Here is a 14,529-nt window from a genome sequence, read left to right as displayed (position 1 = left end):
CCGTCTCGTTTGGCGAGGGCTGGGTGCGTTGTGTTGCTTTGAATATCGCGGCGGGCGCCTCGGCGTGGGCCGGTTCGCACCGGGTTACGCCGCGTCGGCCATGCTAGGGCTGGTCGCCGAGGAACCCGACCAAAGCTGCCGCGCTCGCGCTCAACTGCTCGCGCGCCTTGAAGATCATGATGAGACGGCGCACGGCCCACGCGTCGCTCAAGGACAGCAAACGCACGTCGAGCGCATTCACGTACAGCAGCCCGACCTGCTCGGGCACGATCGCAATGCCGAGTCCAGCGTGTACCATCCGGCATAGCGCGTCGAGACTGCTGACGCGAATCCTCACGTCGAGCTGACGTCCCGCGCTCGCCGCCTGCTGCGCAAGCAGGCGCGTCAGTGCGCTCTCGCTGCGCAGGCCGACGAAGCGGTCTTCGAGCAGGTCGTCGAATGTGACGCGCGATGCGTGGGCGAGCCGATGTCCGCCCGGCACCAGCACTGCCAACCGGTCTTGCCGGTAGGGCACCTGCTCGAAGGCCTCGCTGCCGGCGATCTGGTTGCAGATGCCGAAGTCGGCGCCATGCTCATCGACGATACGCAGCACGTCCGCACTGTTTTCCTCTTCCAGTTCGATCGAAACGTCCGGAAACGCGCGCCCAAATGCCGCCACGTCCTCCGGCAAAAACTGCACGATCGACGAAAGATTCGCGACCACTCGCACGCGCCCTTTCGCGCCCGACGAAAAGCGCGACAACTCCGCGCTCATCTGTTCGATGTTGCCGATGATCGCCAGCGCGTAGCGCAGCACGGTCTCGCCGACCGGCGTCACGGTGATGCCGCGCGACTGGCGCTGGATCACCGGCAAGCCGATCACTACTTCGATCTCGGCGATGCGTCGGCTCACCGCGGACGACGCGATGAACTCCCGCTCGGCCGCGCGCGCGATATTGCGCTCCTGGCAGACGGCGACGAACAGGCGCAGCGAAGTGAGGTCGAGTTTCTTGAGGAGGTTTTCCATGGTGTCGTGTCGCGGCCGATACCTCGATTGTGACGCGGGTTACGGAATTCGCCAAAGGAGCCGGCGTTTGCTCGTGCGGAGCTTCACGCGTCATGACGACAACGCGGCTTGTGACGCTCTTTCGGCCCCGGCGATCCCGCTTCCACGCTGGACGACTCACCTCACACTGCGTCGTGAAAGATAATGCCCACGGTATGCCGGTGCCCCGAACGCAAACGGCTGACCCCATGACGCAGATTGACACGATATGGGCCCCGCGTCCCCTGAACAGGCCTGCTGTTGACCGTGAACACCACTGCATCGCCCTTTGCCAGCGGCACCACTTCCGCACGCGACTGCATACGCGGACGCTGCTCCGTCATGACGAACTCCCCGCCGGTAAAGTCCCGCCCCGGCTCCGACAGCAAAATCGCGACCTGAAGCGGGAATATATGTTCGCCGTAAAGATCCTGATGAAGACAGTTGTAGTCACCCTCGCCGTATTGCAGGAGCAACGGCGTCGGACGGACCTGGCCGGCGTCATGGCACCGCGTGATGAAGTCCGCGTGCATCGCCGGATAACGCACGTCGACGTTCATGGCCTCATTCCATCGGTTCGCGACCGGCACCAGGTGCGGATAGATTGCCGTGCGCAATTCGCCAATCGTGTTCGGCAGCGGATACCGGAAGTACTTGTATTCGCCACGGCCAAAACCGTGGCGAGCCATCACGACGCGGCTTCGGAAGAGATCGTCGCGCGAATAAAGGGCCGCCAGCATGTCGCATTGGGACGCTGTGACGAGTTCGGGCACAGTGGCACATCCGTACAGGTCGAGATCCTGCTCGATTCTTCGCCAGTCCAGTGCGTCGATCCGTTGCGTGATCGTTGCTGCACATGGGAGGGTGGGCGCTTTCGCTTCACTTGGGTTCATAGCTGATTGGCGACCGTACGCGTAGTCGGGTCCATGAGATATCATCATTCGAGCCAGTGTACGGTCGTCGACAAAAGAAAACACTCCGGGTCTTGCGGTTCAATTCGACCATACTCGCGCATCGACGCGCGGTCCCTGCAAGAGTCGGCAATTCAGGCTACGCTGTCGGCCTCTGTCACTCGCGCGCCATACCGGCTGCGCAACGCGTCATTCCAGTAAGGACCACCATGAAACAGGCGCTAACCATCGATTTTGTCTCCGACATCGCATGCCCGTGGTGTGCGATCGGCCTATCTTCGCTTCAACTTGCGCTCGCGCGTCTTGCCGACACCGTCGACGCCGAGATTGCCGTGCATCCGTTCGAACTGAATCCGCAGATGGGACCGGCCGGCGAGGCCATCGTCGATTATCTCGGCAAAAAGTATGGACGCACACCGGCGCAAATCGCCGAAACGCAGGAGATGATCCGCGAGCGCGGGGCGAGCGTCGGCTTTACGTTCGGACCGCGTACGCGGGTCTACAACACCTTCGATGCGCACCGCCTGCTGCATTGGGCCGGCATCAAAGGCAAACAGTTGCCGCTCAAGATGGCGCTGCTGCAGGCCTATCATTCCGACGGGAAGGACCCGAGCAACCATGACGTGCTGCTCGAAGCGGCGCAATCCGTGGGACTCGATGCCGCAGAAGCGCGCGACGTGCTGACGAGCGGCATCTATGGCGACGAGGTTCGCGCGGAAGAACGGAATAATCAGGAGATGGGCATCCAGTCGGTGCCGGCTATTATCTTCAACCGTCGATACCTGGTGAGCGGCGGGCAGCCCGTCGAGCAGTTCGTCAAGGCGATCGAGCAGGTTCTGGCTGAAGCGTAGATTGACGTGGCCTTGCTGGAAAGGGCTTGTGGTTAGCGCTTGCCGGGGGCTGCGGCGCGCCATTCGGTGTCGATACGGCAAACCGGTGTCAACGCACGGAGAAAGTCCGATGGGGAACACTATCAAGCTTTTCCGTTCGCGCGCAACGTTCGCGGCGCTCGCGTTCATCGCGCTCAGCAGCCCGGTGCATGCGGCAGATGCGCGCGAACCCTTCGCATGGCCGGCATCACTCGCGCCCTTCGGTGACGGCTATCCCAAGGCAGGAAATGCGTGTCGTCGGCTTGGCGAGTCGCCCGCAACTTCCGCCTACCTCGACCATACGGCTACGCTCGTCGGTTGTCCGGGCGGCGCTGATAGCGCAAGCGTGCGGGCCATGCTTCGCGATCGTCGTGGGCATGTGGTCGGTCAAGCCGAAGGCGTGACGCTCATTTCGGTTCCGACGGATGCAGCGACGAGCAGCGCCGTGCCCAATCACAAAGACGAGCACTCAAAGACAAAGGGAACCGCTTTCAGCGCGACAGGGAAGCTACCGTGCGCCCGCCGTGCGGGACAGACTACCAGCATGTGCAGATTCCACGTCACACGCCACAGCGATCGTAGCGCGAATGTCACGATCTACTGGCCAGGAGGCAGCGCCCGAACGATCTTCTTCGGTGCAGACGGTGCGGTGATTGGAGTCAGTACCACGACGCCCGATCAGCCACCGGCGGAGAAAGCTGTCGCCAGAAAAAACGGTGAGGTTAGTCTGATTTCCGTTGGCGATGAGCGGTATGAAATTGCAGATTCGATTCTTTCTGGCAAATGACTCTGGCGGATTTTTAAAACCGTTTCGGCGTTCCCGATGAGATCTCAACGACGATCCCAATGTCGGAGCAGTCGTTCTCTCAGGCTGGCGAGTACGAGCAAAAGGCCAACCTCAAATCCACCCTCTACTCTCCTGCTGCATCTGCGCCCACTGCCTGAAAGCCACCGGCGGCGTCGCGTGCCGGCTACGAAAGAAGCGCGTGAAGGCGCTTTGCGACGAGAAGCCGAGTTGCTCGCTGATCTGCGCGACGCTGAAGCGCGTATCGGCCAATAACCGGCATGCTTCCTTGAACTTGACCCGCGCTTCCAGCTCGCTGAAATGCAGACCTTCGGCCTGCAATTGACGACGCAAAGTCCAACGCGAAGTATTCAGGCGTTCACAGATCTGAGCCAGCAAGGAGGATGACGTCGGCGCCTCCGCGCTTTCGTCCGCGAGGATGTCCCTGACCAGATCCGCGACACGGGCGGAAAACAGACCGCTTTGCTGAACGCGCTGCAATTCCTTATGCGTCTGCTCCAGCAGAAACGGCGCGAGCACGGCATTGTATTTGGAAAAAGGCTGGTCTAACGCTGCCGCGGAGAACTGCATCTGGTTCGCCGGCGCGCAATACTGCACCGTCGTGCCGAAAAAATCGCCTGGCGTGCGAGAGCGGCGCGGTTCATTACAGGTCAACGCGACACGAAATGCCGTGGCATGCGCGCCATCGTATGCGCGGATCAATGTCGCCAGCACGTGAAAATTAGCGAGCGCCTGGAAGCAGTTGTCGGGCGCGAATTCGGCAATGTACTCGAAGCGCACCCATTCGGGCGTTTCCTTGCAGAAAAGGAAATCGAACTCGCCAATGAGCGGGCGAAAAGTGATGAATGCGTCGATAGCCTCGCGCAGCGTGCGTGCATTCAGACACAGGTTGCCCAGTACAGGGAAATCCGGAAAGAGGCCGCAGCGTTCATCCAGAAGCCGTTCGACATTCGGACTCATGGAAGCCATCAACTCGACCAGCCGGCGATGCCGCGCTCCGTCGATCCGGCCATTGATGTCGATCAGGTCTTGTGCCGCAATGCCGGTGCGCGCAGCAAATGTTTCCGGTGACATACCGGCGGACCCGGCAGCATGCAGCGCGGCGACGGCGATGCGGTTCGAAACGGTACGGCGCGGGACGACGTGCGACGTCAAGTTGGCAGACATGAGTTCCAGATGGGCGGGCATGTCCCGATCATGCCCACAGCTCGCGCGCGAATCCATCAGGAATTGCCATTACATTTCGCCTTCCCCAACTTTCAGCTAGGCTCGTTATGCGCCCTGCTCCACAAAGGCAAACCGTGCTCCGCGCAGTCAAACCGGTAGTAGACGGTAAGGATAAGGTAATGCGCGGCCCGTCGATTGGGCCGCCAAAACTCGAAAGATCCACCGAATCCCGGAGACACAGATGCACCTCTTTTCCCAACCCGCTTGCCGGGTCACGGCAATCGCCGCCGCCAGCGCCGCGCTCGGGCTCGGCCTGTTCGCTTGCGGCAGCGACGTCAACGATTCCCCCGCCGTCGCGCAACGCGACCTGGGGTACACCACTCTGCCGTTGCTCACGAAGGACAATCTCAAGTTCAAGGACATGAATCGCAATGGCCAGCTCGATCCCTACGAGGACTGGCGTCTTTCCGCCGAGGTCCGCGCACGCGATCTGACCGGCCGTCTGACGCTGGCAGAAAAAGCCGGCCTGATGATGCACGGCACCGCGCCCGTGCTGAACGACACGACCGGCGCCGGAACCGGCTCGGCCTACGATCTCGCGGCGTTGAAGACGCAAATCAACGATCTCGACATCAGCACCTACATTACGCGCATGAGCGGCGATGCCAATACGATGGCATCGCAATACAACCAGATCCAGACGCTCGCGGAACAATCGCGGCTTGGCATTCCTGTGTCGATCAGTTCCGATCCGCGCAATCACTTCCAGTATGTGCTGGGGGCGAGCGCGGGCGGCAGCGGATTTTCGCAATGGCCGGAGACGCTGGGCTTCGCGGCGATCGGCGATAGCGCACTGACACGCAAGTTCGGCGATATAGCGCGGCAGGAATATCGCGCGGTCGGTATCACGGAGGCGCTTTCGCCGCAAGCCGATCTTGCGACCGAACCGCGCTGGGCCCGCATCAACGGCACCTTCGGTGAAGATGCGGATCTCGCCAGGGCGCAGGTTCAGGCGTACATCGAAGGCTTTCAGGGCGGCAACTCGGGCATCAACGAGAAGAGCGTGATTGCCGTGGTCAAGCATTGGGCCGCCTACGGCGCGCAGAAGTCCGGCTTTGACAGTCATAACTACTATGGCCGCTATGCGACGTATCCGGGTAACAACTTCGCCTATCACCTGAAGCCATTCGAGGGCGCATTCGCGGCCAACGTCGGCTCGGTGATGCCCACCTATTCGGAGCCGGACGCGCCGGTGACCGTGGACGGCATCGCGCTCGAACAGGTGGGCGCGGCCTACGACAAAGCGCTGCTGACCGACCTGCTGCGCGGCAAATACGGCTTCAAGGGCGTGGTCGTGTCGGACTGGCTGATCGCGGCGGATTGCGACACCAACTGCATGAACGGCGTTTCGTCAGGCTCACCCTCGTTCGCGGGGCTCGGCATGCCGTGGGGCATGGAAACCACCACGCGGCTGCAGCGTTTCGTGAAGGCCGTCACGGCGGGCATCGACCAGTTCGGTGGCGAAGACGATCCGTCGTTCCTCATTCAAGCTGTCAATCAGGGCTTGCTGAGTGAAACACGGCTCGCGGATTCCGCGTATCGTGTGCTGCTGCAGAAATTCCAGCAGGGGCTCTTCGATCATCCTTATGTCGATGCGGATGCGGCAGGCACGATCGTCGGTAATGCGGATTTCAAGGCGCAGGCGCTCGATGCGCAACGCCGTTCGATGGTGCTCCTGCAAAACAGCGGCAACGTGCTGCCGTTGACGGCGACGGGCAAGAAAGTGTGGCTGTACGGTATCGACCCGGCGGTAGCGCAGCAATACGGCTACACGGTTGTCGATACGCCGCAAGCCGCCGATGTGGCCGTCCTGCGCGTGAGTACGCCCTATGAGACCTTGCATCCGAACTACGTGTTCGGCGCGATGCAGCATGAGGGAAGTCTCGCGTTCGTCGACGGCAATAAGGACTATGAGGCGATCAAACAGGCGGCTGCCGCGCCGAAATCGATCGTATCCGTCTACATGGACAGACCGGCCATTCTGACCAACGTGCAGGACAAGACGACCGCGATTCTCGCCAACTTCGGCGCAAGCGATATCGCGCTGTTCGACGTCCTGACCGGCAAAGGCAAGCCGGAAGGCAAACTGCCGTTCGAACTGCCTTCGTCGATGGATGAAGTCAACGCTCAGCTGGAGGACTTGCCGCACGATACGGCACATCCGTTATATCCGTACGGATACGGGCTTTCGTATTGAGCCGACGCGCAATACGCTGAGTAGATCGACGTTACGGCGACGCGCTTCCCGATTCGCCTGACTGGGAAGCGCAGCCGGTCGCTCGCATTGCGTCTGCCGTTTCGTGCAGTGACAGGCCCCCGCCGGCGCAGATGAAGCTGTCCGGCTGGGGCCGCCCTTCCAGGTGCGGCTAACCGTCTTTCAAGTCTCGAAGTAGGTCAAACCCAGCGCGCTTTTCACCTCGGACACCGTCTGTCCGGCCACCTCTCTCGCGCGCATCGTGCCGCGACGCAGAATCGCGAGCACCTCGGCCCGCTCGTTCGCCAACTCGCCACGGCGCGTGCGAATCGGTTCGATCAGCGCCTGGAGCCGCTCGTTGAGTACTCGCTTGACGACGCTATCGCCCAATCCACCTCGGCGATAGTGCGCCTTGAGCTCATCCACCTTCTGCACATCCGGCTCGAACGCATCCAGGAACGCAAATACGACATTGCCTTCCACCTGGCCTGGGTCATTGACTCGCAGGTGGTTCGGGTCGGTGTACATGTTGTTGACCGCCGCCGTGATTTCGTCCGGCGTGGCGCCTAAAGCGATGGCGTTCCCGAGGGATTTGCTCATCTTGGCCTTGCCGTCGATACCGGGTAGTCGAGTGACCTGGGACAGCACCGCCTCACACTCGACCAGCACAGGCCGCTCGGCTGTGTTGTTGAAGCGGCGCACCAGTTCGTTGGTTTGCTCGATCATCGGGATCTGGTCATCACCCACCGGCACGTGCGTCGCCTTGAACGCGGTGATGTCGGCCGCCTGACTGACCGGGTAGGTCAGGAAGCCGGCTGGAATATCACGCTCGAAGCCACGCAAACGAATTTCCTCCTTGATGGTGGGATTGCGTTCGAGACGCGCGACCGTCACGAGGTTGAGCAGGTACTGCGTGAGCTCCGCCAGTTCCGGCACCTGCGACTGGATGAAGATCGTCGACTTCGCCGGATCGATGCCGGCGGCAAGATAGTCGAGCGCGACTTCGATGACGTTCTCGGTGACCCGCTGATGCCGCCCTACGTTGTCGGTCAGCGCCTGAGTATCGGCGAGAAGGAGAAACTGTTGGGCCTCGTGCTGAAGCTGAACGCGGGCTCGCAAGGAGCCGATGTAATGGCCGAGGTGAAGCGGACCGGTGGTCCGGTCGCCGGTCAGGATAGTGGGTCGATTGGCTGATGTCATGAACTGGAGTCTCATACTTTTGAAACCACCAGTCTTCGGCGTGCAGAAACGAAAATGCCGCCAGGGACTGGCGGCATCACGTTTGCGATATGCGTGAGGAAACGGGCCGCCGGATTCAGGCGGGCCACCAACGATGCAGGTTCAACGCGGTCGGTTTCGTGTCCATGAATTGGAGTATAGCGCAGCGTTCGGGCGTGCCGTCAAGGCGGGCAATCGCGGCCGGTCGATGGCTTAGATGATGTCGGCCGGCCAGTTGCTTATGGATGGTTGGCGTCGCTTCCAGACGACACCTGCTCCCCGAGCGGCTCATTGCGTATCACCAGTTCCATGAAACCCGAACTTGCGTCGGGCTCGCGGGAAAAGCGATGTTCGGGAAGAAGCGCGATCAATATCTCAGCGGTTGTACGGACAGCGCAACCGCGGGCCACATGTCCACCGAACACTCGACCGCGCGGGTCCGCAACCGACATGTGCAGATGCGCGCCATCAGATGACAGGGAACCGGCGAGCGTCAGAATTTCCAGATCGTCGCGCAGTTCGGTTGGCCCCTCATTTCCGGCAAATCGCAATTGGGCGACGCTGAGGCTCCCGATGCCTTGAATCACGAAGGCCGCCGACATGTTGACCTGACGCAAAACGTTTTCCAGGGCGGCGCGCAGATCGTCGCCGGGAAGAAGACGCACAGGATGGGTTTGCATCGCGTGATTCCAGATTGAAGGGCGTGGCGACAGGATAAGACGGATCGAGCTCCGCGGTAAATCGCGGCGACCCTGCGCGTCCTGCCGTCCGCACATCGGATCATCTCGCTCACATACTTGCGAAAAAATCTGACTTAGCGATCGCGTCGAGACCGGGTTACGCTGACTCCTGCTTATGACACGCACGGAGACGACATGATCCAACCGATCGATTTGAGCGCAGTCACCCGCGGCATGCATCGAGGATACGCAAACCGTGTGCTGACGAGCGTCAATGACCACGACGTCCATCTGAGCGTCATGGATGCGCCGTATTTCTGGCATTTGCATCCGAACTCGGACGAAACGTTTCTGGTCGTGGAAGGCATCCTCGCCGTCGATTTCGACGATGGGTCGGTCGCCCTGCAACCCGGCCAATTGCTGAGCGTGCCAGCGGGCGTGCGTCATCGAACGCGGCCAGTCGGGGCGCGATCGGTGAACCTCACCCTTGAAAAGACCGGCACGGCGACCGTCCCGTGCGATGCGCCGCAGCATTGGGCAAACAGGTCCTGAGCGAGGCGCGGCGTCGCCCGCTTTATTCGTGAGCGAATGCCTGATTGAGAAAGCTCTCGCACACCGCGGCAACCTGCTGCCGTGCCGCACGATTCAACACTTCATGGTCCATGTTCGGGATGACCATCGCGCTCGCGTGCAGCAGCTTGTTGAGCCGGCGCCCGCCCGGCCCGAAGTGCATGCGCAGTTCGTCGAGCCCATGATCCAGCGGGCTGAACAGCAGCCTGACACGGACGCCGCGCGCATCGAGATCTTTCATCCGCCGCCGGGCGCGCGAGCCTTTATTCACCGTGGCGCGGCTCGCGTCGCCGGTCAATGCCGCGACGTTGCTCACGACGGCGTCGACGGCATAGCGCGACAACGTTCGCAACACAGGCCGCAGACCGACCTCGCCGCGCAGAACCTGCGACCATTTCCGCACGCGCAGCATCGCCCGAAAGTGCGCGCGCGTCGACCCCGCTCCGATCTTGGTGGCGTCGCACATCCGGAAGCCTGCCGGGAAATCGAAGCTCTGCAGATTGACCAGCAGCAGCGCCCGCACCGCAGGATTGGTCGTGGCGGTCTGAAGGCCCAGATAGGCGCCCGAACAGATGCCGAACACCGCCACGCGCGGATGCCCTCGGGCCACTGCCCAATCGACCGCCAGCGACGTATCGGCGGCGAGCTGGTCGTAACTGAGCAAGGACGGATCGGCGACCATCCACGCATTGCGGCTGTCGCCAATGCCGTGCGCATCGACGCGCAAGGAGGCGAAGCCTGCCCGCGCCAGCGAGCGCGCGAGTTCGACGTTAAAGCGGCCGTCGCCGACATGGCTGGTCGCCGCCGTGTTGGCGATCACGACGAGGGGCGCGCGTTCCGCACGGTTTTCCGGTTCGCACAGGATCGCGAACAAACGCCCCTCAGCCAGTTCGACCGGTCTTTCGACCGCGCCGCTCAAGCCGCGCGAGCGTCGATAGGCGAGCAGCGACGCGACCGTATTGAATGGCGCAGGAGGAAAACCCGCTGCCGAGAACGACGGCTCGAACTCGCGGCCGAACCATGCCTCGACGGAGGCGAGTGTCGCCTCGGGCAGCTTCGCCTGCCACGAGGGTTGCAGCGCCTCGGCGTAGTCGACAAATGGAAGCGAATCGACTTGCGCACCGAGCGCGCCATAGGTCTGCGCCAACTCGTTACTGGGGCCCTGACCACCGGGGTGGACGATCAGCAGCTTGCTCGCCGGGGATGCCGTCGCGCGGCGCAGATCGCATTCGGTAATCGCGTCGATGGCGGCGCGGCTGAAGCGATGCCCCAGCACGTCGAACGCACCGGCCGGCGCGGCAGCGTCGTCGCGAACGTTTTGCCCTGACTTCTCCAGCCAGGTGCGCTGCAGCACATTCATTTCCCGCACGAACTGCCGTCCGCCGACGACCGGCGCGACGAGCGCCACGGTATCGACATGCGCCGCCCGCGCCGCCTGCACGGCAACCATCGCGCCAAAGCGGAATCCGACCAACGCGACTCGCTGGACACCCGTCGCGCGTCTCATGAAGCCAACGGCCTCGACGGTCTCGTCCACCCATTTATCCGGTTCGACCAGGCCACCGGGATCGATGGAATCGCCGGTGCCCACATAGTCGAATCTCAGGACCACGAATCCCCGGGCCGCGAGGCGCTCGCTTAGCGAGCGCAAAGTTTGATGCAGCCATAACGCTTCATGACCGAGCGGCGCGCAGAGCACGATGCCCGCTTTGCCATTTTTACTGGATTTTGGCAACGGTTCGGAAAGCCAGCCAAAATGCCCGCCGAAACTGACGGGATGCATTTTGAAGTCCACTTTATTCGCCTCGCTATGTTCGCGCTGATTCTCGAGGGTTGTAGCGGAAAGCATTTCCAATGCGTTGGCCATATCGGGTTTTCTGAACGGGGAATTTCGCTCTATTACGCGCCGGCGTAATGGTCGCCGTCAGTGCGCTTACGCACACGACGGATTGATCAACTCCGCCAGGATACTATGCACTCGACGAGGCGGCGGCCCTGCACGGCCGGTTTCGTCCATGAGACATGGGGCTTCAACGGTTTGAAGCGGATGCTGAATACTCGCCTGCGTCGGACTTCAACATCGCGCTTGCGCACCACGCCGCCGCCCCGCCATGCATCCGGCAGCCATTGCAATAGAGCCGTCATTTTCCCTTCAATTCTTCAATTAGCTTTCGGCTAGCTGTACTAAACCCGATTCCGTTTATTTTCCACGCCACTCTGCATCCAAACCGAATTCGATTCGAAACCGAGGCAATGCCGCCGGAATGATCGGACTGCCACGGAGCAGACCCCCGGCTGAATAGACAGCCGCATCGGCCAGTGCGGTTTGCCGGGCGGGCCATTCGCGAGCCATTCGTCGGCAACGAATACCGGCGGGTCTGTCAGTCATCACTAATCGAGTTCTTATAGAAGCCGCGGAACTATGCAAAGTCGCTACAACCTGGGCCTGGTCGCCTTGTCTCTCGTCATCGCGACGCTCGCTTCCTACACAGCGCTCGATCTCGCGGACCGTATCTCCCTGCTTGCCTATGCGCGCACGCGGTAGATCTGGCTGGCCGGCGGCGCGTTGGCGATGGGCATCGGCATCTGGTCGATGCACTTCATCGGGATGCTGTCGTTCTCCCTGAGCATTCCGCTCGGCTGCGATCTCGCCGTGACCGGCCAGTCGCTCCTCGTTGCCGTGCTCGTCTCATGGTTCGCGTTGTATGTCGTCACGCGCAAAGCTCTGGGCGTAATCCGGTTGCTGGTCGGCGGCATGTTGATGGGTCTGGGCATCGCCAGCATGCACTACGTGGGCATGCACGCGTTGCTGATGGAGCCTGCGATTCACTACGATCCCGCCATCTTCGTGGCATCGATCATCATTGCAATCGCAGCGTCGACGGCGGCGCTCTGGCGCGCCCACGCACTGCGAAGCGCCAATCAGCGCCACGTGATGCGCAAGCTGCGCGCGCGGAGTTTCTCGCCAATTCGGTCGCACAACTCAACGAACAAGTCGATCGCATACGAAGTCTGACGCGCTGACGGACGCGCCCGCTCGCGAGGCGATCGGCGCGCGTTCGTGATGCAATCTTCCCGCTGGTCTGCGCTGCTTGCGCTGCCGACTGGCCGGAGAGTCAGGTGTTCTCTCCGCGCTTTCGCTATCCTCCGGCAAGCCGCTTTCCGGCCTGCTCCATCGACACACCGCCGCCGTAACAGACACGTCGCGACTCATCGTCCTCGCCTCGTCCATGAGAAGCGCCGTTGGGCGGCAATGTCGTGAATGCCCCGTTCATACTGTCAGCGCGGCATATAATCAGATCCGGCGGTCGCACACGCTTCTCGAGGCGGCGTCACGCTTCACCGCTTCGCCCCCGCTGGCACCACGCAGCTTGAAAGGCAGACCCGGACAAACCGGCAAAGGAGGAATAGTGAGAACAAACGGCACGAGCAGAATAGTCGGCGCGATTGCCGCCGTATCCCTCGCGATTGGCGCAACTTGCGCGTTTGCGCAGACGCCCGGCGGCATGCCGAACGATGCCTCCGCGCAAAACCAGCCAGTCACGACGTCTTCATCTCGAGCCAGAACCGATAGCCAGCTGGTCCGCGACGTTCGTCGCGCCTTTACGCGCACGACCGGGCTGAACTCCGCGTCGATTCATGTTCAGGCGCGCCACGGCGTGGTAACACTGACGGGCAGCGTGCCGCAGCGCTCACAGATTCAGCGGGCCGGGAACGCCGCGAGATCGGTTCGCGGCGTCAGATCCGTGACGAACCGGTTGACGGTGCGCACAAGGCACAGCAGCGGTCAGTAGACTCGATACGTTGCCGTCGATGCATGGCTCGACGGCATCGATCGACCGGGATCGATGCCGCCGTAGCGGCTTCGACATGACCGGCCTGGTTTGCATGAGCCGACCGGCAGCCCTTCAGTTTGCGGCGCCATCTGTTGCGCACTTTGCGCTATCGCACTTCTCGCGCGTGCAAAGACCCGAGGCTCGGTGTGAATCCGCCGAGCCCAAACAGACTCCATCGATGGCTTTCCGAGCGTTCGTCTCCCCCGCCGACCGTGCGCCGCCGTTCAGCGGCGCCTGGCTAACGCGTCAGCGCCACATCCGATAGCTCATCACCGGCGCACGGTACGCATACATGCGCGGCGTGCTGTAGTAGACCGGCGGCCGATAAACCTGATACGCGACAGGCGGCGCGACCGGCTGCATCACGGTTTCCACCACCGGCATCTCCTCGTACTGCTGCTGCGCGTAGACCGGGACATACTGGACCGGAGGCGGCGGCGCATACTCCTGCCGCACATAGACAGGCTGGCTGTCGGCGTAGACCGGCTGCATCTGCGCCTGTGCATACTCCGACGGCTGGTACTGCATCGCCATCGCCGGTGCGTACTGCGGCTCTTGATAAGCCTGCCGGTACTGCGGCTGCGGCTGCGGCTGTTGCTGCGGCGGCGGTTGCGGCACCTGACGCGGTTGCGAGACCTGGCGCTGCGCGTACTGACGAGGCTGCGGCGGGATGGTGGTGTACTTCGAGTTGTCGTCTTCGGGAAGGCCGGCCGGCAACGGCGGCACGTCCACTCGGGCGACCTGCGTGTTGGTGGGCTTGCGCTGCCCATGGTTGTGCGATTCGATCATCGCGTTATAACCGGCCTGATCCTCCTTGCCGCGATTGATATAGCCGTTGCGATAAGCGCGAGCCACATCCGACATCTTCGCTTTCGGATCCTCTTTCATGCCGTCCGCGTTGACCTGATATTCATCCGGACTGAGCGAGGCGGCCGGCGCTTCCTCGTCGGCCGCATAGGCGGCTTCGGGACCGTCGGCCCACGCAAGGCCGCACTGTAGCGTTAGCGCCGAGGCAATCGTCGTCACCCCAAACCCTAAAAGCGTTTTTATTCTCATGATCCACCTCGCGGCGATTAAGAATTTTGAAAGCCCAAGATCGCTTGCTCGCTTGCCCCGTACGGCTGTTTGCCGGTGCCCCCGTGCAGTTGTTATTTCTAGCACATTCGGTGAAGGTGAGGATTTTTTTTTGTGGGGG

The 14,529-nt window shown here is 62.0% G+C and carries 13 protein-coding genes and 1 pseudogene; 7 read left to right on the top strand and 7 right to left on the bottom strand.

Annotation, left to right across the window (positions count from 1 at the left end; genetic code table 11):
* Positions 1-103: 103 nt before the first annotated feature.
* On the bottom strand, positions 104-1,006 hold the full coding sequence (locus PQQ53_RS06200; RefSeq protein ID WP_408138806.1) for a LysR family transcriptional regulator: 903 nt from the start codon (positions 1,004-1,006) through the stop codon (positions 104-106).
* A 161-nt stretch (positions 1,007-1,167) separates the two neighbouring features.
* Positions 1,168-1,917: a 2OG-Fe(II) oxygenase gene (locus PQQ53_RS06195; protein WP_408139536.1), complete on the bottom strand. Its 750-nt coding sequence runs from the start codon at positions 1,915-1,917 to the stop codon at positions 1,168-1,170.
* 227 nt (positions 1,918-2,144) lie between these two features.
* Between PQQ53_RS06195 and PQQ53_RS06190 the strand changes: the two genes are divergently transcribed.
* Complete coding sequence (locus tag PQQ53_RS06190; RefSeq protein ID WP_408323455.1) at positions 2,145-2,786, top strand: DsbA family oxidoreductase; 642 nt, start codon at positions 2,145-2,147, stop codon at positions 2,784-2,786.
* 109 nt (positions 2,787-2,895) lie between these two features.
* Entirely contained in the window at positions 2,896-3,591 is a 696-nt protein-coding gene (locus PQQ53_RS06185; RefSeq protein WP_408323454.1) for a hypothetical protein, read from the top strand.
* Positions 3,592-3,702: 111 nt separating this feature from the next.
* Here the strand turns inward: PQQ53_RS06185 and PQQ53_RS06180 are convergent, their stop codons facing one another.
* On the bottom strand, positions 3,703-4,776 hold the full coding sequence (locus tag PQQ53_RS06180) for an AraC family transcriptional regulator (protein ID WP_408323453.1): 1,074 nt from the start codon (positions 4,774-4,776) through the stop codon (positions 3,703-3,705).
* Positions 4,777-5,017: 241 nt separating this feature from the next.
* Here PQQ53_RS06180 and PQQ53_RS06175 point away from each other — a divergent pair, with 241 nt between their 5' ends.
* Positions 5,018-7,033, top strand: coding sequence for a glycoside hydrolase family 3 protein (locus PQQ53_RS06175; RefSeq protein WP_408323452.1), 2,016 nt, complete (start codon positions 5,018-5,020; stop codon positions 7,031-7,033).
* Positions 7,034-7,213: 180 nt separating this feature from the next.
* Here the strand turns inward: PQQ53_RS06175 and trpS are convergent, their stop codons facing one another.
* Positions 7,214-8,230 carry a tryptophan--tRNA ligase gene (gene trpS / locus PQQ53_RS06170; protein ID WP_408323451.1) on the bottom strand — a complete coding sequence of 339 codons (1,017 nt, stop codon included), beginning with the start codon at positions 8,228-8,230 and terminating at the stop codon, positions 7,214-7,216.
* A 257-nt stretch (positions 8,231-8,487) separates the two neighbouring features.
* Positions 8,488-8,928, bottom strand: a complete 441-nt coding sequence (locus PQQ53_RS06165; RefSeq protein ID WP_408138813.1) for a PPC domain-containing DNA-binding protein — start codon at positions 8,926-8,928, stop codon at positions 8,488-8,490.
* Between the two features lie 195 nt (positions 8,929-9,123).
* On the opposite strand from PQQ53_RS06165, the gene PQQ53_RS06160 reads away from it, so the two are divergent.
* Positions 9,124-9,480 (top strand): cupin domain-containing protein, encoded by a 357-nt coding sequence (locus PQQ53_RS06160; RefSeq protein ID WP_408323450.1) that lies wholly within the window; start codon positions 9,124-9,126, stop codon positions 9,478-9,480.
* 22 nt (positions 9,481-9,502) lie between these two features.
* Here PQQ53_RS06160 and PQQ53_RS06155 read toward each other — a convergent pair whose 3' ends face one another.
* Positions 9,503-11,281 (bottom strand): alpha/beta hydrolase, encoded by a 1,779-nt coding sequence (locus PQQ53_RS06155; protein WP_408152069.1) that lies wholly within the window; start codon positions 11,279-11,281, stop codon positions 9,503-9,505.
* Here PQQ53_RS06155 and PQQ53_RS06150 point away from each other — a divergent pair.
* From PQQ53_RS06150 to PQQ53_RS06140, 3 genes and pseudogenes are all read left to right on the top strand, one after another.
* On the top strand, positions 11,174-11,413 hold the full coding sequence (locus PQQ53_RS06150) for a hypothetical protein (RefSeq protein ID WP_408139578.1): 240 nt from the start codon (positions 11,174-11,176) through the stop codon (positions 11,411-11,413). The two genes, PQQ53_RS06155 and PQQ53_RS06150, sit on opposite strands and share 108 nt — an antisense overlap.
* Before the next feature lie 507 nt (positions 11,414-11,920).
* Positions 11,921-12,442, top strand: a pseudogene (locus PQQ53_RS06145) (MHYT domain-containing protein); the annotation flags it as partial.
* A gap of 286 nt (positions 12,443-12,728) precedes the next feature.
* Positions 12,729-13,292, top strand: coding sequence for a BON domain-containing protein (locus PQQ53_RS06140; protein WP_408323449.1), 564 nt, complete (start codon positions 12,729-12,731; stop codon positions 13,290-13,292).
* 288 nt (positions 13,293-13,580) lie between these two features.
* Here the strand turns inward: PQQ53_RS06140 and PQQ53_RS06135 are convergent, their stop codons facing one another.
* Positions 13,581-14,390, bottom strand: coding sequence for a hypothetical protein (locus PQQ53_RS06135; RefSeq protein WP_408323448.1), 810 nt, complete (start codon positions 14,388-14,390; stop codon positions 13,581-13,583).
* Positions 14,391-14,529 lie beyond the last annotated feature (139 nt).

This window comes from Paraburkholderia strydomiana, assembly GCF_046030495.1.
Taxonomy (GTDB): domain Bacteria; phylum Pseudomonadota; class Gammaproteobacteria; order Burkholderiales; family Burkholderiaceae; genus Paraburkholderia; species Paraburkholderia strydomiana_A.
This window is presented reverse-complemented; position numbering and strand designations above follow the sequence as displayed.